16 protein-coding genes are annotated in these 24,561 nt (G+C 72.3%); 4 read left to right on the top strand and 12 right to left on the bottom strand.

Features of this window, described 5'->3' with window-relative positions:
• Positions 1-67: 67 nt before the first annotated feature.
• The 7 genes from ABZ444_RS18305 to ABZ444_RS18275 all read right to left on the bottom strand — a co-directional run bounded on the left by ABZ444_RS18305 (position 68) and on the right by ABZ444_RS18275 (position 9,519).
• On the bottom strand, positions 68-760 hold the full coding sequence (locus ABZ444_RS18305; RefSeq protein ID WP_357997778.1) for a hypothetical protein: 693 nt from the start codon (positions 758-760) through the stop codon (positions 68-70).
• Positions 757-4,434 carry a CHAT domain-containing protein gene (locus tag ABZ444_RS18300; protein ID WP_357997775.1) on the bottom strand — a complete coding sequence of 1,226 codons (3,678 nt, stop codon included), beginning with the start codon at positions 4,432-4,434 and terminating at the stop codon, positions 757-759. Before ABZ444_RS18300 ends, ABZ444_RS18305 begins: the two co-directional genes overlap by 4 nt.
• A 281-nt stretch (positions 4,435-4,715) precedes the next feature.
• Positions 4,716-5,807 carry a TIGR04500 family putative peptide maturation system protein gene (locus ABZ444_RS18295; protein ID WP_357997772.1) on the bottom strand — a complete coding sequence of 364 codons (1,092 nt, stop codon included), beginning with the start codon at positions 5,805-5,807 and terminating at the stop codon, positions 4,716-4,718.
• Between the two features lie 30 nt (positions 5,808-5,837).
• Positions 5,838-6,821 (bottom strand): MvdC/MvdD family ATP grasp protein, encoded by a 984-nt coding sequence (locus ABZ444_RS18290; protein ID WP_357997769.1) that lies wholly within the window; start codon positions 6,819-6,821, stop codon positions 5,838-5,840.
• A gap of 90 nt (positions 6,822-6,911) precedes the next feature.
• Positions 6,912-7,070, bottom strand: a complete 159-nt coding sequence (locus ABZ444_RS18285; RefSeq protein ID WP_357997766.1) for a hypothetical protein — start codon at positions 7,068-7,070, stop codon at positions 6,912-6,914.
• A gap of 82 nt (positions 7,071-7,152) precedes the next feature.
• Positions 7,153-7,314, bottom strand: coding sequence for a hypothetical protein (locus tag ABZ444_RS18280; RefSeq protein ID WP_357997763.1), 162 nt, complete (start codon positions 7,312-7,314; stop codon positions 7,153-7,155).
• Between the two features lie 57 nt (positions 7,315-7,371).
• Positions 7,372-9,519: a peptidase domain-containing ABC transporter gene (locus tag ABZ444_RS18275; protein ID WP_357997760.1), complete on the bottom strand. Its 2,148-nt coding sequence runs from the start codon at positions 9,517-9,519 to the stop codon at positions 7,372-7,374.
• 190 nt (positions 9,520-9,709) lie between these two features.
• Between ABZ444_RS18275 and ABZ444_RS18270 the strand changes: the two genes are divergently transcribed.
• Positions 9,710-10,252, top strand: coding sequence for a hypothetical protein (locus ABZ444_RS18270; protein ID WP_357997757.1), 543 nt, complete (start codon positions 9,710-9,712; stop codon positions 10,250-10,252).
• A 105-nt stretch (positions 10,253-10,357) separates the two neighbouring features.
• On the opposite strand, the gene ABZ444_RS18265 is transcribed toward ABZ444_RS18270, so the two are convergent.
• Entirely contained in the window at positions 10,358-10,744 is a 387-nt protein-coding gene (locus ABZ444_RS18265; protein WP_357997754.1) for a DUF4345 domain-containing protein, read from the bottom strand.
• Between the two features lie 75 nt (positions 10,745-10,819).
• On the opposite strand from ABZ444_RS18265, the gene ABZ444_RS18260 reads away from it, so the two are divergent.
• On the top strand, positions 10,820-11,419 hold the full coding sequence (locus tag ABZ444_RS18260) for a helix-turn-helix domain-containing protein (RefSeq protein WP_357997751.1): 600 nt from the start codon (positions 10,820-10,822) through the stop codon (positions 11,417-11,419).
• An 87-nt stretch (positions 11,420-11,506) separates the two neighbouring features.
• On the opposite strand, the gene ABZ444_RS18255 is transcribed toward ABZ444_RS18260, so the two are convergent.
• From ABZ444_RS18255 to ABZ444_RS18240, 4 genes are all read right to left on the bottom strand, one after another.
• Positions 11,507-14,596, bottom strand: a complete 3,090-nt coding sequence (locus ABZ444_RS18255; RefSeq protein ID WP_357997748.1) for a BTAD domain-containing putative transcriptional regulator — start codon at positions 14,594-14,596, stop codon at positions 11,507-11,509.
• Positions 14,597-14,727: 131 nt separating this feature from the next.
• A complete protein-coding gene (locus ABZ444_RS18250; RefSeq protein WP_357997743.1) occupies positions 14,728-15,072 on the bottom strand; it encodes a hypothetical protein in 345 nt (114 codons plus the stop codon).
• 23 nt (positions 15,073-15,095) lie between these two features.
• Positions 15,096-16,106 carry a helix-turn-helix domain-containing protein gene (locus tag ABZ444_RS18245; RefSeq protein WP_357997740.1) on the bottom strand — a complete coding sequence of 337 codons (1,011 nt, stop codon included), beginning with the start codon at positions 16,104-16,106 and terminating at the stop codon, positions 15,096-15,098.
• Entirely contained in the window at positions 16,103-17,062 is a 960-nt protein-coding gene (locus tag ABZ444_RS18240) for a transcriptional regulator (RefSeq protein ID WP_357997737.1), read from the bottom strand. The genes ABZ444_RS18245 and ABZ444_RS18240 overlap by 4 nt, the downstream gene beginning before the upstream one ends.
• Before the next feature lie 118 nt (positions 17,063-17,180).
• Here ABZ444_RS18240 and ABZ444_RS18235 point away from each other — a divergent pair, with 118 nt between their 5' ends.
• Together ABZ444_RS18235 and ABZ444_RS18230 are read left to right on the top strand one after the other, a co-directional pair.
• Positions 17,181-21,038, top strand: coding sequence for a S8 family serine peptidase (locus tag ABZ444_RS18235; protein WP_357997734.1), 3,858 nt, complete (start codon positions 17,181-17,183; stop codon positions 21,036-21,038).
• A 235-nt stretch (positions 21,039-21,273) separates the two neighbouring features.
• Complete coding sequence (locus tag ABZ444_RS18230; RefSeq protein WP_357997731.1) at positions 21,274-24,351, top strand: S8 family serine peptidase; 3,078 nt, start codon at positions 21,274-21,276, stop codon at positions 24,349-24,351.
• Positions 24,352-24,561 lie beyond the last annotated feature (210 nt).

Below are 24,561 nucleotides of genomic sequence, written 5' to 3'. Positions count from 1 at the left end.
TCACCTGCACTCACCACCTCCACCGCGGCGACGTCCCGGCGGCATGACCGTCAGAGTGACACGTCGGTCAGGTGGAGATCGGGATGGTCTCCAGGGCCGCGGGCAGCTCCGCCCGGTAGGGGATGAGGCCGAGCCTGTGGTGGCGGATCGTCGCGGTGACCCGGATGTCGGCCGTCACCGGTCGGCCGGCCGCGGCGCGGATCGTCACGGTAAGGGGCTGGTCGCCGGCGAGGGGCTGGCCGGCCACGGCCTCCAGGCGCCATTCGGGGTCGGGGTCGCGTTCGCCGTAGCCGGCGAGGAAGACGTCCTGTGGAGGAGGGCCGGGGGCGTACTCGACGCTCGATTCCACGAAGGACAGGTTGGCGGTGAGCGTGACGCGCCAGTCGCGGGCGCGGCGGGGGTACGCCTGGAGTTTGGGGGCGAGGGACCAGGCGATGGGCTGCTCGGCCGGGGCGGCGTCCGGGGACTCGAACCGCATGCCGACGGCCGCTTTGGTGAACGGGGCGCCGGCTGTGCCCTCGCGGAAGGTGCAGACGATGGCGAGCCAGTGGAAGTCGTATCGATCCTGGTGTTCGGCGATGAAGGCCCGGGCGGCGGAGTCGAGTTCCGGTGTGTCGGCGGTGAGCTTGCGAACGTAGGGGGCTCCGATCGACACCCGGCCGGCCAGCCGGGGGTCCGCCGCGATTCCCCCCAGTCGCCGGTCCAGGACGAGATCGACGTCGAAGACATCGGTGGCGTCCGGCTGGTCGAGTCCGGTCATCTCGTGGCCTCCCCGGGGGCGTTCGAGGTTCGCCAGTCTCCCATGAAACCGAACGCTCCCCAGTCCTGATAGGCCGGACATCGGCGGCGGGTCGCGAGCTGCGCGGTGCGGAAGGCCGCCCGCCTGTCGTCGTGTTCGGCCAGGCACCGGTAGAGCGTCGCGAAGAAGAACGTCGCGGCCTCGGGCCGTACCGGCCACAGGCACCCCACGATCGCCGAGACGCCCGCCGCGAACAGCGCCGCCGGCAGGCCGCGCAGGTTGTCGTTGATGTCGAAGCGGCCGAGCGCGGACTCGCACGAGCTCAACGTGACCAGCTCGACGTTGCGGAGGTCGGCCCGCAGGAGGTCGTGCGCGAGCAGCCGCCCGTCGTCATCAGGGCCCGGCGTGAGGAACAGGCACTGGAACCACGGCGCCGCCGCGTTGTGGCTTCCGTGCGCCGCGACGTGCACGTACCGGGCCGTGGGCGCGAGGGTCAGGAAGGCGCCCGGGGTCGCGGCGGCTCCGATCAGCACCTCCCCCGTCAGTGCCCGCCCCACCTCGGCCGCGTGGGCCTCCAGGCCAGGCTCCGCCTGCAGCCCGTGGCGGGCACCACCCTCGGCCGAGCCGAACACCACCAGGCGCCGTGTTCGCGCGGGCGGCGTCGTTCGGGCGATCGGACCGCCGAGGGAGCGGCGGAGCGGGCTCAGCCCGCAGATCTGGGTGATGGTCCAGCCGTCCGCGATGGGCTCTCCCTCCGTCTCGAACAGGTGGAACGGCAGATAGTGCAACGGGCCGTGCGGCCAGACGCACAGGTGGGTCTTCCCCTGCCGGCTCCATTCGCCCATCCGCTGCCCGAAGCGCCCGAGGTAGGTGTCGCCGACCTCGGTCAGCAACCGCCGCGCGGCGCGGCTCACCGGACGATGGAGGGGGTCGTCCTGGATGCCGGCGCGAATATCGGACACCTCCGACGCGACCGGATGGAACATGACGACGTGCTGATCCTGACTCGCCCGGATGATGCCGGCTGCCACGTCGGAGATCCGGATGGTGTGGAGTTCGGCCCAGTCGCGGCTGATCGCCAGGCAACTGAGTGACGCACGTGGCGTCTGCCCGTCCTCGGCGGCGTCCGTGGCTCCCAGGTAGATCGACAGGATCACCGTGTCGCCGGGTACGAACGGCTGGACCTGGTCCAGGAAGAGCAGCGGAACACCGCCAGGCCGGCGCGAGGTCGTCAGCTCGCCGGTGATCCACTCATCTGCCAGGCGCAGCCGGTTGAGCCGCTCGGCGTCGGCCGCTTCGGGCTCGGCCTCCCCCGCCCCCGCGTAGGCGAGCATGTCGAACGTCTCGTCCGGCCACGGCCGTGCCGGGCCGGTGCGCTCGACGGCGCCCGCCCGCAGGAGGTGGCGCTCCAGCCCCGGCGACAGGGTCAGAGGGCCGCTGTCGAGTTGCGCGACGGTCGTGTCGACGCCCTTGGCGGCCTGGTGCAGCAGGAACACGACGTCGTAGGCGACACTTCGGCGCGAGCCGAGGCGCAGGGACATCAACAGGCAGAGTTCGTGGATCTTGAACCCGATCTCCGCTGTGACGGCGTGAAGACAGGCGATGCCCGGCACGAGCAAGCCGACGACGTGATCGATGCGGGCTTCGCCGGTGGCGAGGACGACTGCCATGGCGAGGTCGATGGCATCGGCCGCCGCGGCCGGGTCGGCTGCGAAGCCGTACTGGCGGATCGCGGAACCGGCCGCCGTCGCCGCGCCGATCGGATCCCCGTCGTCCAGCTTGGACTTGGCGGCCTGTTCGGCCAGCCGGGCGCTGTGGTACCAGCGTAGGCCGGGGTACTGTGCGGTGAGGTCCGGCCAGATTCGCGCGGCCTCCTCGATGAGCTCCTCCCCCTGGCCGGCTTCGGCGCCGTCGGTGTGGATCGCCAGGTGCAGCAGGGTCACCGCCAGCTCGGGCGCGGGCCACCCCTCGGTAAGCGCCCGTGACCGGACCGCCTCTGCCGCGCCCTTCGCCTGTGCGCAGGCGACGCGGTTGCCGGGCAGCGCGTGTACCTCGGTGTCCCAGCGCCGACGCCGGCTGTCGGGCGAGGTGGTGGAGGGGAGGTCCCGGGCTCGCCAGATCTGCCGTTGCAGATCCGGACGGGCCGTCTCGGCGGCCAGGGCCAGCGCGTCGGCGTGCAGGGTTTCGGCGTCTCTGCGTCCGAGCCGTTCCCCCAGCAGGTGCAGCGGTTCCGCGCACAGCCGGTCGGCGCTCGCCGGGAGTTCGACCTCGCCGAAGTGGGCCATCAGGCGTAACAGATGGATCCGCCCGATGGGATCCCGCCGGGGGTCGAGCAGGTCGAACGCCTCGCGAACCGCCCTGAGTTGCTGTCGGCCGTCCGATTCGCCCGAAAGCAGGCCGAGGGCGGGGAGGACACGTGCCTGGGCCACCAGGATGCGGCCCTTGGTGTGCCCGGTGGTCAGGGTCTCCGCCTCCCGCAGATGTGTCAGGGCGACCTGTAGCGGCCCGGCCGGTGGCGGCATCTCCGCCAGGCCGTCGCCGAGGCGGAACCTGGCCCGTCTGAGCCGTTCCCGCCACGACTGCTGGGCGTCTTCGGCGGCGATCGCGGTCATGTGCTCCAGGTACGGGGTGGAGCGCAGCAGCGCCGAGGCGTACAGGGTGAGCGCCAGTTCTTCGTCGTCCCGGGGTGATTCCGCACGTAGCTTGGCGATCTGGTCATCGACGATCGTGCACGCCGATCGGAACCGCGTACCGTCGGGGAACTGTCCGAGGAAGAAGCGCGATGTCTCGACGTACAGGTCCGCCAGCGTCCACCACCAGGTCCCGCGTCGCGCGCCCCACCTCACGCCGGCCGCCTCCAGCGTGAGCCGGACGATCGGCAGGGCGACCCGGCTGTCCCCGTCGCTCAGCAGCCGGTGCGCCGCGTCGATGAGGGCGATCACCGCATGCTCGGTCACCCCCCGTCCGATGTCCGAAGCCCGCGCCAGGGCGCGCTCCTCGCTGATCACCCTGTTGACCAGGTCCACCGCGGTCGCGACGACGGCGTCAGCCTGGGCCTGCGCGGTGCCGTCCGGGCCGGGCGCCGAAGGCTCGACGGCCGCAGGCCCGGCCTCCGGTGGCGTCTCCGCCGGGCCGTCCGGTTCCTCCCACTCCAGCCGTAGCCGGGTCACGCGCGCCAGCGTGCTCTGGTGGGCGGCGCGGCCGGTCTGGTCAGTCTCCGCGTCGACGGCCTGGCGGAGCACCTGGGTGGCCTCGATCAGGGCGTCCATCCGGCCGGAGGACGCCGTCTCGGCTTCGCCATCGCCCGTGGTGTCGAACCGATCGACCAGGGCTTGTACGTCGAGCAGCGCCCGGGTCCGTGGATCGTCGCGCGGGTCGAAGCCCGTCGCGGCCGTCAGGTCGGGCCACAGGGGTTCCGGAACGCGGCGATGATCGACCAGGAACAGCGCCGCGTACCACTGCATGGCCCTGCGCCACTCGGCGTCAGCCTTCCTGCCGCCCTTCAGCACGCTCGACCTCAGGACGCCGAACTCGGCCAGGACGGTGAGGACGTCGGCATCGCGCAGGACCCCGTCGAGCCGCTCCAGCCGCCGGACCACCTGGCCGGCTCCGCGGTCCAGCAGCCACTGCGGGTGCCTCGACTCGCCGTACCGCCTGATCCGGTCCCGCGCCTCGGCGAGCAGCGTGTCTCTCATCGTCCCCCGTCCCCGGGCTGAGTGCGACGATTCCATCGTTGCCCGGCCCGGGTGAGGTCTTCAAGGGTTCACCACGCCTGGTAGGCGAGGGTCCTGGGGGCTCGGTAGTCATCACCGTGAATCCCGCGATGTTGCTGCAGTGCCCTGCCCTCCTTGCTCTCCCCGGCGACCGGTTCAGTTCCGGCCTGTGACTTCTTCGTGGTGAGGCCCGCACCTGGTTCGTGCACGTGCTCGGCGTGACCACACTCCTGGGCGGCGGTGGGGACTGAGCCGTCGGGGGCTCAGGAGGCGCGTAGCTTGGCGTCGGCCGCGTCCGTGCGGGCCCGGCTGCCCCAGAACCACTCCAGGTGGGCGGTCCGCCGCTGCTCCGTCAGCCACTCCTCGAACAGGTGCCGCTCGATGAGCCCGCGGCGGATCCCGTCGAGCACCGCCGGCTCCACCGCCAGCACGTGCGCGACGCAGAGGCCGCCGTCCGGTAGCCGTCCGGGCCCGAGCACGTCACCGGCGGCGGCCTTCTCGGCCTCGGGGCCGAAGAGCCCGACCAGCGAGCTCCGGTCGTTCGCCTCCATGCGGCACGTGGCCACCCCGGCCAGGACCTCCTCCGCGGCCAGCGCGACCGGGTCGGCCTCCCCGCCCCGCAGCGTCGCGGCGGCGGTCGCGACGCGGGTTGCGTCGGCGTACCGCAGCCTGACCACGCGCAGCAGGTCGAAGTCCGCGCGACGGGCGGCGAAACACTCCTCCACGCGCCCGCCGAGCACCTCGCGACGCAGCTCCGCCACCGCTGCCTCGCCGGCCACGATCTCCTCCAGACGGGCGTGGGTCAGCCCGCGCTCGACCATCCAGCGCCGCGTCGCCTCCGCGGTCAGCAGGCCCCGGGCCCGGCGGAACGCGTCCATCGCCTGCTGGAGCCGGTCCGGGTCCGGCTCCGTGTTCCGGGTGGCCAGAGCCTGCTCGACGAGGGCGGAGTTGACCAGCCGGCGGGCCAGGTCGGCGTCCTCCCACAGCACGTCGAGCACCGAGACGGCCTTCTCCCAGGTCACGTCGGTGCCATTGACGCGCAGCAGGAGATTGCCGCCGGAACGCTGACCTCCGCGAAGGGGCCAGGGGATGGCGCGGTCCGGCGCCACGGCCAGCGACACGGTCGCCCCTGGCGTGGGGAACAGCAGGTCGTAGTGGTGGTCGCCGGTCGCGGCCTCGCTCTGCCAGAGCAGCCGCATCGGTGTCTCCGGATGGCGGGCGCGCAGGGCCGTCAGCTGTTCGCGGGCGTTCTCCGGCGGTACGCCGTCGAGGCCGCGCAGCCATTCCAGCGCGTCGCCGAGCAGGCCGGGCGACAGTCCGGCCGGCTTCTCCGACCGGTCGGGCAGCAGGTTCACATCAGATCCTTTCGTTCGGCCATGCGCAGATCACGGCTCGGCAAGCAGGTCGCACAGCGCCTCGCTGATCGGCAGGCCGGTCAGGTCCTCGATCCACAGCCACTGGCCGTTGGGGTTGATCTCCAGGAACACGTACCGGCCGTCCGGCGTGAGGATCAGGTCGATGGCGCCGTAGACGAGGCCGAGGCGTTCGGTCAGCGCCACGCACCGCTCGGCGATCTCGTCCGGCAGCGAGTGGACGGTATGCGGGGTGGCGCCGAGGTCGTAGCTCCGCCAGTCCACGCTGGCCCGGTTGCTGACCTGGGAGTGGATCTCGGCCGTGAACGTCCGCCGCCCGACCACCGTGACCCGCAGCTCCATCCGCTTGCGGACGTACGGCTGCGCGATGACGGGGCAGAACCGCAGCCCCTCCGCGTACGCCAGGTCGCGGCCCGAGACGAACTCGCACTTGCGAAGCACCGAGTGCCCCCCGGCCAGATCCTCCACCCACGGCCGGCCGATCGCCTTGGTGATGATGTGCCCGTCATGCCGGTTGTGGAAGTCCCACAGGGCGTCCGCCCGGCTCGTGACCAGCGTCTCCGGGATCTCGAACCCCAGCTCGGCGGCCAGCGTGAGCTGGGACGGCTTGTGCCTGGCGCGCGTGAGCGCCGACTCCCGGCCGGGCACCGGACGGCACGGCAGGGACTCCCAGAGGCCGGAGAGCACGGCGGTGGCCTCCTGGGCGGTGTAGGCGGCCACTGCGGGGTCGAGGACGGCCGGATGCGCCGCCGGCGGCCTCGGGCGCCGCCACCACACGGTGGTCACCGAGTCCAGGTCGAGCGTGTCCGACTCGGTGTGCAGCAGCCGCCGGGTGAGCCCCCGGCCGTCGTAGGCCAGCTCGACGTGCGCCCGCGCGGGATAGTCCCCGTTGTCGAAGACGGTGGTGCGGACGCCGCGCCGGACCAGCAGCTCCCTGACGCGGTCGGCGTGGACGTCGCCGTCACAGGTGAGGACGAGGACATGCGGGGAGGACACGGAAACTCCTTGGGCGAGGCCGGGCTTCTCGGAAGGGTGGCCGCCGCCTTCCTGGGACGGGAGGGACGGCGGCCGCGGGTCGATCAGAGATCAGTCCATCCCGCACCAGCCGGGCGGGTCGAAGTAGCACATCATGACGTCACCCCAGACGGGGTCCTGCCCGCCGTTGAGGATGCTGAGCGCGCTCTCGTCCAGTTCGGCGCCGATCGCGGCGATGTCCCCGAGTCGGGTATGCGGCTTGGCGTTCACGGAAGTCTCCTTAGGGTCGGCGGCGTCGCGGCCGCCGCCCCGCGGATGACGCGGAGTGGCGGCCCTGAGCCGATCGGGTCGATCAGTAGTCGTGCGTGCAGATGCCCGGCGGGTCGTACCACGACAGGCGCTTGCACTGCTCGTCGTCATACATGCCGCCGTTGAGGGTGCTGAGCGCGCTCTCGTCCAGTTCGGCGCCGATCGGGGTGATGTCCCCGAGTTCGGTGCGCGGCTTGATGGCCATGGAGGTCCTCCTCTCTTGTCGGTTGCCGCGAAAGAGATTGCCGATCAGCCCTTGGCATCAGCTTGTGCCTGCTTGAAGGGGCATCCCGGAGAGTTGTGAACGGACGAGGGACGCGTACAGGCCGCCGGCCGCCACCAGCCGCTCGTGTGTGCCGCCCTCGACGATCCGGCCCCGGTCGAGCACCAGGATCAGGTCGGCGTCCCGGATCGTGCTCAGGCGGTGCGCGATCACGATCCGGGTCTGCGGAAGTGCGTCCAGATTGGCGCTCAGCGCCGCCTCGGTGTGGGCGTCGAGATGGCTGGTGGCCTCGTCCAGCAGCAGGATCTCGGGCCGGGCGAGGAGGGCCCTGGCCAGGGCGATGCGCTGGCGCTGGCCGCCGGACAGGCCCCCGCCCTCGGTGAGCGGGGTGTGGTAGCCGAGGGGCATGGCCAGGATGTCGTCGTGGACGCAGGCCAGCCTCGCCGCCTCCGCCACCTCGCGTGGATCGGCGTCGGGGCTGCCCAGCGAGATGTTGTCCCCGATCGTTCCGGTGAACAGCGCCGGCTCCTGCGTAACCACTCCGAACCGGGGCCGCGGCCTGCGCGACAGCGATGCGCCGTCGTACCGGATCCGGCCTTCGACCGGCGGGACCAGCCCGAGCAGCAGCCGCGCCAGCGTGGTCTTGCCGGATCCGGACCGGCCCACGAGCGCGACCTTCTGCCCGGGGGCGATGCGCAGGTCGACCCCTCGGACGATCCAGGGGCTCTCGGGCGCGTACCGGAAGCCGACTCCCCGCAGCTCGATCCAGGTCCGCGGCGTGCCGGTCGCGGGCAGGGGCGGCGCCAGGGTCTCCGGTTCGGCCTCCCAGATGTCGGCCAGCCGGTCCGCCTGGGCACGGGCGGTCTGAAGCCCGCGCAGGCTTCTGGTCAGCGAGGCCAGCGGCGCCAGGGCGGCGGCGGCCAAGGCCAGCACCCCCAGCAGCGCGCCCGGCGTGAGCACACCGTCCGCCGCCTGCCACGCACCGGCCCACAGCAGTGCCAGCGGCGCGGCGAACCCCAGCGCCGCGAGCAGGCTGTCCTGCGCTCCCTGCGCCGCCGCACTGCGCCGCACCCACCGGGACTGGACGGTCAGTAGTTTCCCCCAGCGGTCCAGGATCTGGGTCTCCGCCCCGGCCGACTTGACCGTCTCGATGCCTCTGACGGCCTCGACCAGCAGTCCTTGCGCGTCGTTGCGGGCCTCCTGCTCGCGGCGCGCCAAGTCGCGGAGGCGCTGCCCGGTGAGGAGCAGCACCAGGATCTGTGCCGCCGCCAGGACCAGGAGTACGCCGCCGAGCAGCGGCGACCGTACCGTGACCGCGATCAGATAACCGGCCGCGAGCGGCGCGTCGAGCAGGGCCGACAGCACCTGACCCGTGAGGACCTCCCGCAGCACGCCGGCCGCGTTGATCCGCGAGACCAGGTCGGCCGAGCCCCGGTGGGCGAAGAACCGGAACGGCAGGGCGAGCAGCCGTCCGGCCAGATCGTCGAACAGCACCGTGTCGGCCCGCGACCGCAGCACGGCCAGCGCCCAGGCCCGCATCCCGCTCGCCGCCAGAAAGGCGAGCGCCGCCCCGGCCGCGGCCGCCCCCAGCAGGGGCAGCAGATCCACTTCAGCGCGCCCGAGCACCCGGTCGACCACGTTCTCCGTGACGACGGGCAGGGCCAGACCGAGCCCCTGAAGGACAAGGCTGAGCAGCACCGAGGCAGCCACGAGAGCCCGATGGTCCAGGACGCTGAACCGGACATAACGCGCCCACCAGGGCCGCCGATCCCCGAAGCGCCCGCGCTGGAATCCGGCCCCAGGAGCGAACGTGAGCACCACGCCGCTGTAGTCGCGGGCGAACTCCGCTCTGTCGATCCTGAACCGCCCGACGCCCGGATCGACGATCGTCACCACGTCCCCGGCCACGCGCTCCACGACCACGAAATGCCTGGCCCGCCAGTGGACGATGGCGGGGAACGGCAGCTCCGGCACCTGGGCGGCGGGCACCGAGAGCGCATGGGTGTCCAGGCCGTGCGCGCGGGCGACGCGCACCAGCGCGAGCGCGCTGACACCGTCCCGGCCCACGCCCATCTCGGCCGCCAGCGCGGGCAACGAGACGCGGTGTCCGTACGCGCCGAGGACCATCGCCAGGCATGCGGCGCCGCATTCGACCATGCTGTGCTGGAGTACGACAGGAACACGCATGGAGCGGCAGTCTCCGTCCCCCTCCTTCGAAACCGCTTGTGGTCACTTGGAACGCAGGCGGGAGGCCTTGGGAAGGGGCCGGGCAGCGAGCCGCCGGAAGGAACGGTGCCGGGAGTCCGGCGTGGCCGTTCGCGCGTGCTCCAAGAGCGTTGCAGCCGAGCCACAAGCGGGCTTCCCTAGCCTCGGGATCATGTTGACGACCCTGGTTGTGACCGCCTCCCTCCTGTTCACCGGCGCACCCGCGCAGAGCACGGCGACCAAGCCGCTGACCTTCCGCGGCATGACGCTCCAGATCCCCAGGACCTGGAAAGTCGGGAAAGAAGACATGTGGGGCATCCACGTCAAGACCGGCGGCTGCGACCGGCTCGCCGTCGAGTGCCGCGGGTTCTACCTCGTCGGGCCGGAGGGCATCTCCCTGGCCCGCCACGGCAACCCCTACGACCCCGCGGAGCCGTACCACCCGGGCAACGGGCTCGCGGCCTGCGTACCCGACAAGCGCTACGTGGCGGACTTCCCCGGCAAGCTCGTCGCCCGTGGTCTCCGCCCGGTGGGTGCGGGACACAAGGCCACCTACCGCGTCTGGCGCGTCGGCTGCGCGACGCAGTCGGCCAGGCGGACCGGCGTCTCCTATCAGGAGCGGATCTGGCACCTGCCCAAGTCGAAGATCCTCATCTTCGACCAGTGGAGCAACGGCCGGCTCGGCACGATTCTCGAGCGGGCGACCTGGAGCTGAGCCCGCCGGTCGCGGTGCTCCGCGATCTCGAAGGGGTACCGCACTCCCCCGCGGGTGGCGTCCGGCACGGTGAGGTCGCGCCCGCGAGTGCCTCCGCCGTGCCGCTCAGGCCGAGTGGATGCGCTCCTCCTTGTCGGCAAGCCAGAAGAAGACCGGCGGCAGAACGAGTTCGATGACCGCCAGCACGACCTGGAACCCGTGCGGCCAACCGGACACGGCGAGCGAGAGCAGCCGACCCACGCCGCCCAGCAGGAAGACGGCGGCCAGCCACCGCACCACCGTGGCCGGGATCGGGCGCTGCCGCGCCGCCCACACCCACGCCAACCCGTAGCCGACGAAGGCGGCTCCCATGAACCGGCCCCAGCTGTCGATCGTCGGCCCCGCGGAAACGGCGCCGGGGATCGCCGCGTTGCCGAGCGCCACGTGGAGCAGGCCGATCAGCACGCAGGCCCACCCCATCAGCTGAGCGAGCGTCCGGAGCGCCTTGACCATGACTTCTCCCACCGTAGTTGACGTGTGTCTACTACGGTGCCGCGCTAGTAGACGTGTGTCAACTAGGATTGGCCCATGCCTCCACGCCAGCGACTCACTCCTGACGGGCGCCACGCCCAGCTCCTCGCCGTCGGCGCCCGGCTCTTCGCCGCGCTCCCCTACGCCGACGTGCTGATGGAAGAGGTCGCCGAGCAGGCCGGCGTGTCACGAGCTCTGCTCTACCGGCACTTCCCGAGCAAGCAGGCCCTCTTCGCCGCCGTCTACCAGCAGGCCGCGGACCGGTTGCTGGCCGAGACGCGGCTCGACCCCGCCCACTCACTGCGTGAGCAGCTCGTGCAGGGCATGGACGTCCATCTCGACTACTTCGTGGCCAACCGCAACGCCGTCCTCGCCGCGAACCGCGTCCTCACGGGCGATCCGGTGATCCAGACGATCATGTCGAACGAGCTGGACGCGCTCCGGGCCAGGCTGCTGGCGGTCCTTCCGCTCGCGGGCGACGACGTTCGCGAGGCCGTCTCCGGGGTCCTGAAGAGCTGGTTGGTCTTCGTCCAGATCCTCTGCGTCGACTGGCTCACCCGCGAGACCTGCACGCGCGATCAGCTACGCGACATCTGCGTCGGCGCGGCCCTCGGCGCCCTCGAGCCACTGCTCACCGAGAACCCGACGAGCCGCTGAGAGCCTGAGGGGCCTGGGGAGTGGGCGTTGCTTCCCGGTAGGGCCGGAGCTCAGGCTCGGGGCACGCCTCCGCGCGCCTGTGCCGCATCACCGCCGAGTACGGTGCCCGTCCCCCTCGTGACGTGCCGGACGTGGCCGCCCTTCGAGGTCGGCCAGGAGCGACAGCGCCAGGTCTTCCAGCAGGCGGTAGCCGGTCGAGGACGCCTGGTCCAGCGCTTGACGGGCGTACTGGAGCGCGCGGTCGTGCGTGCCCAGGTCGGCGTGCGCACGGGCGAGGCCGAGCAGCGGCCTCACCTGCAGACCCCGCATGCCTGCCGTGACGGCGTAGGTGAGTGCTCGCCGGTGGGCGTCGAGGGCCTCGCTGTGATGTCCGGTCATCGCCCGGACGGTGCCGAGTACGTGCGTGGCGCTGCACATGGCGTAGACGTGGCGCGCGCCTTCCGCCCGCTCACCGGCCAGGACCGCGGCCTCAAGGGCGAGATCGAGACGGCCGCGGTCACGGTGGATCTCCGCCAGCGTGGTGAGGCTCTTGGACTCGGGCACGTGCAGGCCGCTCGCGCGGTCGTGACGGAGCGCCTCGGTGGCGAGGGCCAGTGCCTCGTCCAGGTCTCCGCCGAGGCGCCGGACGGTCGCGAGCTCGTTGAGGGAGTGGCTCAGCTCGCTGTTGCGCAGGTGGCGGTGGAGGGCGATGGCGTCGCGCAGGTGTCGTTCCGCTGCCTCCAGGTCGCCGCATTCCAGGTGTACGGCGCCCAGATTGCCCGTGGCGCGGGCCTCGCCGTAGGTGTCGCCGATCTCACGGTTGAGCTCCACGGACCTGACGAGATGGTCGATGGCCCGGCCCAGCTCGCCCTGGTCGTGGCAGGCGGCGGCGGCGTTGTTGTGCGCGGCGGCGGCCCCGGCGGACCAACCCGCGCGCTCGCTGTGCCGGACGGCCAGGTCGCAGGCGAGGCGGGCGGCGGAATAGGCGGCGCGGCACAGAGCGGCCGTGCCCGCACAGAGGTGCGCCGCCGCCAGGCCGAGCGGGTCGTCCTCGACGGTGGCCGCGTGCGCCGCGGCGTCGGAGACCGCCACGATGTCGGCCAGGCTGGTGGCGGTGTGGTGGACGAAGTGGCCACGCAGGGCGTCGGCGATCAGCCAGGCATGTCGCCTGGGTCCGCTGATCGGCGGCCGGCGGGCGGCGGGCGCGGCGAAGGCGGCGTCGGCGGCGTGCAGGGCGAAGGCGACCAGGTTGGCCTGCTCCGCGCTGAGCCAGGCCATCGCCTCGGCACGGGGCCTGCGCCCGGACGTGACGGGGAGCGGCAGACGGGTGATCGAGGGATAGGCGCTCTCGGCCGCCGCGACGGCCTCGGCCAGATACCAGTCGCCGAGGCGTTCGAGGGCCTGGACGCCGGCCGCCGGGGCGTCGTCGCGGAGCGTGAGCTCTCCGGCGTACTGGCGGAGCAGGTCGTGGCAGGTGTACCGGTACGGCCGATGCTCCTCGATCAGATGGGCGGCGGCGAGGCGGTCCAGGAGCTGTTCGGCCTCGGCTGTCTCGACGCCGGCCAGGGCGGCGACGGCCGGCGCGGTGATGTCGGGCCCCCGGACCAGCCCCAGCAGCCTGAACAGGCGCCGCTCCGCCTCCGGCAGTCCCGCGTACGACAGCTCGAACGCCGCCCGCACCGCCACGTCGCCGTCGATCCGCAGCAGGTCCAGCCCGCGCGCGGACAGCGCGGCGGCGTACTCGCTCAGCGACCTGCGCGGACGCGTCGCCAGTGTGGCGGCGGCCACGCGCAGGGCCAGCGGGAGCCGGCCGCACAGCCGGACGATCTGCTCGGCCGCGTCCGGCTCGGCGGACATCCGCTGATCCCCGACCACGGAGGCCAGCAGCCGCATGCTCTCGCGACGGTCGAGCACGCCGAGCGACAGGTTCCGGGCGCCGTGGGAGACGGCCAGCCCGGCGAGCGCGTTGCGGCTGGTGACGAGGACCAGGCAACCGGGAGCGCCCGGTAACAAAGGGCGTACCTGCTCGGCCGTGCGCGCGTCGTCGAGCAGCACCAGCATCCGCCGGCCCGCCAGGCGCGAGCGGTACAGGCCCGCCGCGGCCTCCTCCTCTTCAGGGATCCGCTCCGGGGGTGTCCCGAGCGAACCGAGCATCCGTACGAGTGCCTCCAGCGGCGACATGGGCGGTCGGGGCGCGTGCCCGCGCAGGTTCACGTAGAGCCGGCCGTCGGGGAACTCCTCGGCCACGAGATGGCCGAACCGTACGGCCAGGGCGGTCTTGCCCGCCCCGGCCGGGCCGGTGACGGTGGTGACGGAGGGCACTCCCTCGGACAGGGCGTACCGGCGCAGCAGGGCCAGATCGCGTTCGCGCCCCACGAAGGCGGTCACGTCGGCGGGCAGTTCGGCGGGCACCTGCCTCGTCCCGCCGCCTCCGTGGACGGGCTCCAGGTCGGGGGCGTCGGCGAGGATGGCCGCCTCCAGCCGGCGCAGCTCGGGGCCGGGGTCGAGGCCGAGTTCGTCCGCCAGCAGGGCTCGCCCCTGCCGGTACACCTCAAGCGCGTCGGACCGCCGCCCGGAGCCGTGCAACGCCGTCATGAGCAGCCCCCGCAGGCGCTCTCTCAGCGGATGTTCGGCGAGCAGCTCCGACAGCTCGCCGACCACGTTGCGGTGGCGGCCGAGGGCGAGGTCGAGTTCGGCCCGCTCTTCCAGGACGGCCAGGCGCAGCTCCTCCCATCGCCCGGCGAAGGCCGCCGGCTCCTCCAGTTCCAGGTCGCCGAGCACCGGGCCGCGCCACAGAGCCAGGGCCTGGCCCAGGAGGCCGGCGGCCTCGGCCTGCCGTCCCGCCTGAGCCGCCTGCCGGCCCCGTTCGATGCACTGTTCCGCGTGCTGGGTGTCCACCAGGCCGCCGGCCAGCCGATAGCCCGACCCTTCGGTCTTGATGATCTCCGACTCGGCGCCCGCCTCGCGTAATCCCTTACGTAAGGCCGCCACCGCGATCATGACCTGGTTGCGTACGGTTGCGGGCGGGTTCTGCCCCCAGGCGGTGGCCAGCCGGTCGATGCTGAGCACCTTGCCGTGGCCGACCACCAGCATGGCCAGCACCGCCCGGGCCCGCGGACCGCCCAGCCGCACCGGCCGGTCGCCGACCGTCGCTTCGAGCCGGCCCAGGATGTTGAACCGTACGTCGTCTGCCCCCATGTGATCACGATAGCGAGGGCTGTCTCCGCCGGCCGTCGCCTCCACCTGAGCCCCATGCCGGCAGACGCCTGGAGGCTCTCTGCTCCCCGGAGAGGTCCCAGCCCCGAAGTGGCGTCAGAGCGTTCTGCCGTTCACTTGACGTCGATCCATTCGTAGGTGCCGCTCGACAGCGTCGGCAGCGACACCCATCCGCTTTCGGATCCGTAGACGCTCATCCCGCTGCTCGTCAGCGTGCCGGCGTTCTGGCGCCACCCCCAGACGGTGAAGGACCTGATCTTGCTGGTCGGGCCCGTGCAGTTGACGGAGAACCCTCTGATACCTCCACCACGGACAGTGAGAACCTGTTTGTAGCAGCTCAGGTCAGAGGCGATTCGGACGGTAGTGGCGGAGGCCGACCCCGCAGGGACAGCGATGAATCCGCTGACTGCTACGAGCCCGATACTGAATGCACGGCGCATTGCCGTCGTAGGTCGCATGCGGCACACCGTAGAACGCAGCGCTATGGATCGGCTTTGGCTCGGCTGTGCGTGGGAGCAGCGAGGAGGGTGCGCGGGTCCTGCGGGGTGCTCCTGGCCTGGGATCGGGCGGCCTGCACGCCGGCCTGGAAGCGGGTGTGGGCGCCGAGTCTGGCCATGAGCTCGGCGATGCGCCGCTGGGCGGTGCGGTAGCCGATGCCGAGCTGGCGGGCGATGGCCTCGTCGGTCAGGCCGGTCAGCAGGAGGGCGATCAACCGTTCGTCGTCCTGCGGCGCCTCGCGTGAACCGGTCAGCCGCATCGGCAGCGCCCGCTCCCAGGTCCCCTCGAACAGCCTGCTCAGCGCCTCCAGCAGTCCGGAGGGGTGCACCAGGAGCGCCGCGGAGTCGGGCGACTCGTAGCGCAGCACCAGCAGCGCGAACCGGTCGTCGACCAGGTAGAGCTTCATCGGCAGGCTGGGCAGCACCCTCGCCAGCTGGCCCGCGCCGATCATCTCCTCGATCAGCCGCAGCGCGCCCGGCCGGTCGATGAAGTCGCGCTCGTAGATGACCCGGCTGGTGATGCCGCGGTCCAGCAGCTCGCGGTGGGCGGCCACGCTGGTGTGCCGGTCGAAGTACGGCGGCTGGGAGAAGGTCCGTACCTGGTGGCGGGCCGCGCGCTGGAGCTGGAGGAGGCGTTGCCGTACCGCGGCGGCGCCGGTGATCACCTCCACGACCAGCGGCGGCTGCTGCCCGCAGGCGCGCTGCTGGAAGGCGTCGTCCAGGTCGGCGGCGCGCTCCCTGGCACGCGCGAGCCCCTCTTCGGCGACGGTGAGCAGCGCGTCGAGCGCGACGTCGGGGGCGACGGCGACGTACCGCGCCGGTTCGTCCGGCAGCCGGTTGACCAGGCCCTTGTTCTCCAGCCCGGTCAGCAGCGCGGGCAGGCCGGGGCCGGCGAAGCCCGCGGCGAGCCGGTCGAGGGTGGCCGGCGAGCACTCGACGAGCAGCTCGTAGAGCTCCTCCTCGGCCGGGCTCAGCCCGAGCGCTTCGAGCGTCACCGCAGCCAGCCGCGCAGGACGGCCTGGTAGCCGGCCTGGAACCGGGTCTGCGCGTCGAGCTGGACCATCATCGCCTGCACCCGCCTGCGCACCGTGCGCACGCTCCAGCCGAGCTGCGCCCCGATGGCCGCGTCGGTCAGCCCCGAGATGAGCAGCGGCAGCAGGTCCTCGTGCGCGTCGGCGGGGCTGCGCTCCTCGGGCAGCCGGGCCTGCCCCTGCCGCACGCCCAGCGGGACGGCGCGCTGCCAGTTCATCTCGAACAGCGCGCCGAGCGCCGCCAGCAGCGTCGGGTCGTGCACCACCAGCGCGGATTCGACCAGATGCAGGTCGTGCCGCAGCGGCACGATGGCCGTCGGCCGGTCGTTCAGGACGAGCTTCATCGGCACCTCGCCGACCCTGGCCTGCTCGCCGGCGGTGATGTAGTCGGTGACCACCGTCAGCGCCCCGGGCAGCTCCATCGCCTTCCTGTCGTACAGGACGCGGTAGTTCACGCCCCTTGCCAGCAGGTCGAACTCACGCGTGTTCGCCCCGATCACCCCGGCGTACGGCGGCGCGTCGAACACCCGGATCGAGCGGTGCGTCTCCCGCTGGAGCTGCTCGAAACGGTCGTTCACCGCCTGCCTGCCGATCACCACCTCGACCAGCCCGGCGGCGTCGCGCTCGGTGCCCGCCCGGTGGAAGGCGGCGCTGAGCCTGGCGATGCGGCCCCGGGCGGCGGTCAGCGCCCTGGACCTGGCGCTGATCAGCACGTCGAGACCCATGCTCGGGGCGACCGCGGCGTACCTGGGCGGGTCCTCCGGCAGCCGGGTGACCAGGCCGAGTTCCTGAAGCCGCGCGCAGAGCGCGGCCTGCGGGCCGGCGAGCCGTTCGAGGTCGGCGGCCGTGATCGGCGAGACCTCGATCAGCGTCTGGTACAGCGCCTCTTCGGCCGTCGACAGGCCCAGTGATTCGAGCATGCGCCCATCGTGTCCTCTTCCCGCCAACGGCGTGAAGAGGACGAAAGGTCATCTTTCCGGATATGGCGCGTGATGGGAGGTTTTGTGTGCTCGATCATGTCCTACTCCGAGGAGAACCATGGCTCGCCGCCCGCTCGCCGGGCTGACCGCGTTGGGGTTGGTCCTGTCCATGGGGATGGCCACGCCCTCCCCTTCACCCGAGTCCGCCGACATCCCGGCCCCCGCCCCGGGCGCCTTACCCGCCGCCACCCAGCTCACCCTGATCACCGGCGACGTGGTGACGTACGGCAAGGCCGCCGACGGCACCCCGCGCGCCGACGTGAAACCGGCCAGGCGCGCCGCAGGAGCGCCGGTGTCCTTCGTGACCCTGCGAAAGGACGACTCCTTCTACGTCTTCCCCTCCGACGCGATGGCCCCGGTGGCCTCGGGCCAGGTGGACAAGGGCCTGTTCGACGTGGCGTACCTGGCCGCCAACGGCTACACCGACGCCGAACGCCCGACCCTGCCGGTCATCGTCCAGTACGGCACCGCCGAGCAGGCCGCCGCGACGCTGTCGGCGCGGGCCGACGCGCTCCCGGCGACCGCCTCGCCCGTCGCCCTGGCCAGCGTGGGAGGCGCCGCCGTCAAGGTGGACAAGAAGGCGGCGCGGGAGTTCTGGGCCGCGGCCGCCTCGTCCCCCTCCGCGCGCGCGACCGCGCCGAAGGCGATCTGGCTCGACCGCAAGATGAAGGCCGTGCTCGACAAGAGCGTGCCGCAGATCGGCGCGCCGCAGGCCTGGGCCGCCGGCTACAAGGGCAAGGGCGTCAAGGTCGCCGTGCTCGACACCGGCGTCGATCCCGACCACCCCGACCTGGCCGGCCGGATCGGGGCGATGGCCAACTTCACCGACGATCCCGACGCCTGCGACGGCCACGGCCACGGGACCCACGTCGCCTCCACGATCGCCGGCTCCGGACGGTACACGGGCGTGGCGCCCGAGGCCACGCTCCTGGTGGGCAAGGTGCTCAGCTCGTCGGGCACGGGCACCTCCTCGCAGGTCATCGCGGGCATGCAGTGGGCCGCCGCGCAGGCCAAGGTGGTCTCGATCAGCATCGGCGGCGAGTACGAGGACCAGAACGGCCCCATCAACCAGGCGGTGAACACGCTCAGCGCCGAGACGGGCGCGCTGTTCGTCGTGGCCGCCGGCAACGACGGCGGCAGCCGTACCGTCAACTCGCCGGGATCCGCGGCGGCGGCGCTGACGGTCGGCGCGGTCGACCGTGAGGACGAACTGGCCCCCTTCTCCAGCAGAGGCCCGACCCCGTTCGACTACGGGCTCAAGCCCGACGTGGCCGCGCCCGGCGTCGGCATCGTCGCGGCCCGCGCGCGGGGGACGTCGATGGGTTCCCCCGTGGACGAGCTCCACACCGCCGCCTCCGGCACCTCGATGGCGACCCCGCACGTGTCGGGCGCGGCGGCCATCCTCGCCGGCCGGCACCCCGACTGGACGGGCCCGCAGCTCAAGGCGGCGCTCATCGGCACCGCGAAGGACGACGGCCTGACCGCCTACCAGCAGGGCGCCGGACGCATCGACGTGGCCAGGGCGGTCACGCAGCAGGTACGCGGCTCGGGCAACCTCGACTTCGGCTTCCTGAGCTCCCCGCAGAGCGGCCCGGCCACCAGGACGATCACCTACACCAACGACGGCGACCAGCCGGTGACGCTGACCCTTCGCGCGAGCATCGCGGCGCACCGCGGCACCGCCCCCGAGCGGGCGCTCAAGCTGGACCGCGACACGGTGACCGTCCCCGCCCACGGCGCCGCGGACGTGGCCGTCTCCTTCGACCCGTCAGGACCGGCCACCTGGTACGAGGGTGCGGTGGCGGCCACCGGCGGCGACGTGGTCGTGCGCACGGCCGTGGGCGCGTTCGTCGAGCCGCGCAGGGTCAAGCTCAAGACCGAACTGATCATGCCGGACGGCGCGACCGACGCGGTCTCCGTCCCGTGGCTGTTCCTGCGGACCGACGACCGCGACGACCTGGACTCCTTCTATCAGACGGCCGAGGGCGAGGCGAGCGTCTACCCGGGCACCTTCAGCGTCAACACCATCGCCGCCTGGCGGGGTGAGAACGGCGAGTGGCAGCAGTCACTGCCGACCGCGCCCGAGGTCAAGGTGGACCGGGACACGACGGTCACCCTCGACCTGCGCAAGGCCCGCGAGGTCCGCCTGGACACCCCTCGCGCGACCGAGACCTACCTGTCCCACTACGCCCTGCGGCGGACCACCGCGAACGGCATCGTGGCCGACTTCCTCTCCTCCTACCCGGCGTACGGGCTGCACCACTACTGGATGTTGCCCACCGAACCGGTCAAGCAGGGCGCCCTCGACCTCACCGGCCAGTTCTGGCAGGGCGCGCCGCTCGTCACGATGAAGGCCGCCGGACGCACGCTCGCCCCCCGCTACGTGGGCATCACCCCCGACATCCCCAAGCTGGCCGGCAGGCGGACCCTCCCGCTGGTGGACGTGGGCCACGGCACCGACCTGTCCGGCCTGGACGTACGGGGCAAGCTCGCCCTGCTCGACCTCGGCGACCTCTGCCCGGACACGACCTGCTCCGGCGACGGGCTCGACCGCGTGGAGGCCCTGGCGGCCGCCGGCGCGGTGGGCGTGCTCGGCTACGGCGCGTCCGGACGGGCCTTCCTCGACCCGACCGGCAGCTGGGCCTTCTACCCGATCCCGACCATGAGCCTGCCCGCCGACCAGGGCAGGGCGCTGGCCCGCAAGCCGGTCGACGTCAGGGTCGAGGGCAGCCCGGCCACGCCGTACATGTACTCGCTGTTCTTCCCCGAGCGCGGCCGGATCCCCGCCAGGCTCGACTACCGGGTGACCAGGAAGAACCTCCAGGAGATCGACGACCGCTTCCACTCCGACCGCCCCGGCACCGTACGCATGAGCTGGACCCCCGTGCTGCTCAACGGCTCCGAACCGTTCGCCGCGTGGGGTCTCGACGGCGCCTGGCAGGCACGGACCACCGTGACCGAGTACGTCGGGCCGGTCTCGCCAGACGTGACGTGGCAGCGTGACGTCCGCATGCGGTACGACGAGGGCAACCCCTCCAGGACCGGCTACAGCACGGTCGCGCTCGATGTCTTCACCAAGGCGGGACGCCGGACGGAGCGGTGGGGCACGCAGCCCAGAGTCCCCGGCGGCCCGCGCGACAGCGACCGCGTGATCGACTCGGGCACGGTCACCTGTTTCGCGTGCCGTACCGGCGACCTGTTCACGGCGGCGGTGCCCGTCATGGGCCCCGAACCCAACCACCAGGAGCCCTTCACCTGGAGTGCCAACTTCCAGGCGTGGGCCGGCGGCAAGGACGAACTGCATCTCTACCGCGACGGCCGGGAAGTGCCCCTGGAGGAGAAGATCGGCGCGCTCGGGCCCGTCGCGATCAAGCTGCCGACCTTCACCCTTCCGCCCGAAGAGGCCGAATACCGGCTCACCGACACCTTCCACACCCCGCAGTCGGGACAGCGGTTCGCGACGGACATCGAAACGGCCTGGACCTTCCGCTCCAAGCGCCCCGAATCCGGGATGAAGGACCTCACCGACGGCCTGTGCGCGGGCTGGCTCGTCACCCAGGTCCTGGCTCCCTGCGCGCCGGTACGCCGGCTCAACCTCAGCTACGACCTGGACCTCGACCTGGACAACCAGACCAGGGCCGGGCTCGCCCGCCGCATCACCGTCACCGGCTACAACGGCTCCTTCGGGCAGCCCGACGCCAAGCTGACCACGCTCCGGCTCTCGGCCACCTTCGACGGCGGCGCCCACTGGGTGCCCGTCCCCATGTCGGCCTCCGGCGACCGCGCCTTCACCGGCACCATCACCCACCCGCCCCTGCCCCGGACCGACGGCACCGTCGGCCTCCGCGCCCAGGCCGCCGACCAGGAGGGCAACACCGTGGACCAGACGATCCACAAGGCCTACGGACTGAAGTAACCCTGACGAACGGCCAGAAACCGCCCAGCCCGGCGTGCCCGAGCTGGGGGGTTTCCGCCGGCGACGTGCCTCATAACGCTTCAAGCCGGTTCGTCCAAGTAGGGGTGTGGCATTCACAACTTTGCGAACAGGATTGGTGGCCGCCGTACTGGCCGGTTGCCTGGGAGCCGTCACGGCTCAGGAACCCTCCTTCGCCGCGGCCCCGCAGCCGGCCCAAGGAGGATCCGGCCCGGTCGTGTCCGGTAGCGTGACGCTCCTGACCGGGGACAAGGTGACGGTCAGCGGCCGGGGCCACCGGGTGGAGAGCGCCCCTGGACGGCAGGTCCGCTACTCGACGCAATTTCGCGGCGGACACCTCTACGTGATCCCCTCGGACGCGTTACCGCTCGTCAGCGAGGGACTGCTCGACGATCGGCTCTTCGATGTGACCCAGCTTCTCGCGTGGCGGTACGGCGACGCCGACACGGACGAGATCCCGCTGATCAGTCAGACCCTGGGGGACAAGCCGGCCCCGACGCTGAGCGGGACCCGCCTGACCCGCAAGCTTGACGAGCTCGGCGTGGCGGCGGTGCGGGTGCCGAAGAGCACCGCCGCGCGGACGTGGCGGGACCTGGTGAGCGGGGTTCGTACGCGGGCCGCGGGGAAGGGCAAGATCTGGCTCGACGGGCGCCGGTCCTTCACGCTGGACCGCAGCACCGCGCAGATCGGCGCGACCGAGGCGTGGAAGCAGGGGTTCACCGGCCAGGGCGTCACGGTGGCCGTGCTCGACAGCGGCTACGACGCCGGTCATCCCGATCTCAAGGGTGTCGTCACCCAGGAGCGCAACTTCTCCGACGAGCCGGACATGACCGACCACGTCGGCCATGGCACGCACGTCTCCTCGATCGTCGCCGGGGCGGGAACGAAGTACCGAGGCGTCGCGCCGGGGGCCCGCATCGCCGTGGGGAAGGTGGGCGGCGTCGACGGCATCGCCGACTCGGCGTTGCTGGCAGGCATGGAGTGGGCCGCCACCGAGGTCCGCGCCAAGGTCGTCAACATGAGCCTCGGCACGGCGGACGAACCCGGCGACAATCCCGTCGAGCAGGCGGTGAACACCCTGTCGGAACGGACGGGCACGCTCTTCGTGGTGGCGGCCGGCAACGAGGGCGGGGAAGGGTCCGTGACCAGCCCGTCCACCGCGGACGCCGCGCTCTCCGTAGGCGCCGTCGACCGGTCGGACCAGGTGGCCGACTTCTCCAGCAGGGGCCCCAGAGCGGGCGATCACGCGATCAAGCCCGAGATCACCGCCCCTGGCGTGGACATCGTCGCCGCCGCGGCCGAGGGCACCGCCGACGGGCCCCATGTGGCGCACAGCGGGACCTCCATGGCGGCGCCGCACGTGAGCGGCGCGGCGGCGATCCTCGCCCAGCGACACCCCGGCTGGACCGGGCAGCAGCTCAAGGCCGCGCTGGTCGACAGCGCCAAGCCCACCAGCGGGACCGGCCTCTACGAGCAGGGCGCCGGGCGGGTGGACGTGCCCCGCGCGCTGGCGCAGCCGGTGATCGCCTCTCCCGCCACCGTCTGGGCCGGCTTCCCGTGGCAGCACACCGGTGGCGACCAGGCGGCCCGGACGATCACCTACACCAACGACGGGGACGCCCCCGTCACCCTGAACCTCACGACCGACACCGACGTGCTGAAGCTGCCGCAGGACAAGCTGGAGGTCCCGGCGGGCGGGCAGGCGTCCCTCACCCTCACTGTCGACGTCACCGGCAAGCCCGCCGGCGACTACCCGGGCGTGCTCACCGCCACCTCCGGCGACACGATCCTCCGTACGCCGGCGGGCGCGTACGTGGAACCGGAGTCCCACGACGTCACCGTCACCACTGTCGCCAGGTCGGGCGCTCCGGCCGGCGTGGCGTACGGAATGGTCTACGACCAGGCGAGCGGTGCCCAGCGGACCCTCCGCTTCCGCGACGGGATGGCGAAGGCACGGCTCCCCAAGGGCGCCTGGAACCTCTACACCGAGATCTACGACTTCGACCCCGTCGTCCTGACGACCGGCCACCGGCCGCTCACGGTCGATGACGACGACGTGCGCATCACCATCGACGCGCGCAAGGGCGAGCAGGTCCGGTTCGCCGTGGACGACCCCACCGCCGCGGCCGACCAGAAGTTCGGCCTCTACCTCGCCAACGGTCCATGGCAGTACGGCTGGTACTCCTCCGGCCAGGACCCCAACGAGAGCTACTACGTCATTCCCGTCCGGCAACCCGGGCTCATCTACCAGTCCTGGAGCGTCTGGCACAAGAAGGACGCCGCGCCCAGCCCCTACCGGTACGACCTCGTCGACCGCCGCACAGGCGGCATCCCGGACGACCCTACCTATTCCGTGCGGACCAGGGACCTGGTCAAGGCGTCCGAGACGTTTCGCGCCTCCGGCGCGGCCGGCACGGGCACCATGTGGACGGGACCGCTGGACCCCGCCGGCATCGGGGCACTCACCCTGCCCACCAAGGACATCCCGCTGCCCTCCGCCATGACGCACTACCGGAGCCCCGGGCTTGCCTGGCCCTCGGAGTTCCAGACGGGCGGTTCCCGTCAGATCGGCACGAGCCCGGTGCGCGAGCGCGCCTTCTCCGAGGTCTGGAACGCGGCGGTCGCGGGCCCGTCGTTCGCCACGCCCGGCGGCAGCCGTAGCGGAGACACGCTCCAGTTCTTCGCGGGCCGGCTCTACAGCGACGGCGTCGCGGGGCTGACCGGCATGGACGCCACCGCCACCGGCACCCTGACCCTCTCGCGCGACGGCAGGCAGATCGCCACGAGGGACATCGCCGGGTGCGCGCCGGGCGACAGCGGGCAGTGCGCGCTGTCCGCGACGCTGCCGCAGGACGCCGGCACCTATACCCTCGCCGTGTCCTCGCACAGGGACATGTCCGTGAACGCCCTGTCCACAGGTGTCGACGCCGTCTGGACGTTCCGCTCGGCCCGTACGGCGCAGGCCACGCCCCTGCCGCTGATGGCGGTCAGGTACGCGCCCAGGGGCCTCGACACCGCGAACCGGGCCAGACCCGGGTCGCGAACCCAGCTGTCGATCTGGATCGAACGCAACCCCGGCGCCCGCGGCGCCGCGGTGCGCACGGTCAAGCTGGAGTCCTCCACCGACGACGGCGCCACGTGGCAGCCCGTCACGACCCGGGCCGCCGCCTCCGGCTGGACGGCGTCCGTCGCCAACCCCGGCTCGTCGGGGTTCGTCTCCCTGCGCGCGACGGTCAAGGACACCGCCGGCGACGGCGTCACCCAGACGGTGACCCGCGCCTACGCAGTCGGCTGACCCTGTCAGGGCCGCGGGACGGGCGACGTCCCGCGGCCGGTGATCTGGCCTTGCTGGGCGGTGCCGGCGGTGTGCCAGAGGCCGCGGGCGGTGAAGGTGACACCGCCGAGCGACGGCGCCGCCGGTGCACCCGGGCACACCGGCACGGGTTTTCGGCCCGTCGTCCCTCGCCCGGGTTCGAGCTTGTGCTTCGATGTTGCTTTGTCAGTA

This window comes from Nonomuraea sp. NPDC005730, assembly GCF_040630865.1.
GTDB lineage: Bacteria > Actinomycetota > Actinomycetes > Streptosporangiales > Streptosporangiaceae > Nonomuraea.
Note: the sequence above shows the minus strand (reverse complement) of the source record. Positions and strands in the feature narration are given on the sequence as shown.

Bases quoted from the DNA above. Each gene is read 5' to 3' on its own strand.
- ABZ444_RS18305 (WP_357997778.1), bottom strand. From the start codon at position 760: ATGACCGGACTCGACCAGCCGGACGCCACCGATGTCTTCGACGTCGAT.
- ABZ444_RS18300 (WP_357997775.1), bottom strand. From the start codon at position 4,434: ATGAGAGACACGCTGCTCGCCGAGGCGCGGGACCGGATCAGGCGGTAC.
- ABZ444_RS18280 (WP_357997763.1), bottom strand. From the start codon at position 7,314: ATGGCCATCAAGCCGCGCACCGAACTCGGGGACATCACCCCGATCGGC.
- ABZ444_RS18275 (WP_357997760.1), bottom strand. From the start codon at position 9,519: ATGCGTGTTCCTGTCGTACTCCAGCACAGCATGGTCGAATGCGGCGCC.
- ABZ444_RS18270 (WP_357997757.1), top strand. From the start codon at position 9,710: ATGTTGACGACCCTGGTTGTGACCGCCTCCCTCCTGTTCACCGGCGCA.
- ABZ444_RS18265 (WP_357997754.1), bottom strand. From the start codon at position 10,744: ATGGTCAAGGCGCTCCGGACGCTCGCTCAGCTGATGGGGTGGGCCTGC.
- ABZ444_RS18260 (WP_357997751.1), top strand. From the start codon at position 10,820: ATGCCTCCACGCCAGCGACTCACTCCTGACGGGCGCCACGCCCAGCTC.
- ABZ444_RS18255 (WP_357997748.1), bottom strand. From the start codon at position 14,596: ATGGGGGCAGACGACGTACGGTTCAACATCCTGGGCCGGCTCGAAGCG.
- ABZ444_RS18250 (WP_357997743.1), bottom strand. From the start codon at position 15,072: ATGCGACCTACGACGGCAATGCGCCGTGCATTCAGTATCGGGCTCGTA.
- ABZ444_RS18240 (WP_357997737.1), bottom strand. From the start codon at position 17,062: ATGCTCGAATCACTGGGCCTGTCGACGGCCGAAGAGGCGCTGTACCAG.
- ABZ444_RS18235 (WP_357997734.1), top strand. From the start codon at position 17,181: ATGGCTCGCCGCCCGCTCGCCGGGCTGACCGCGTTGGGGTTGGTCCTG.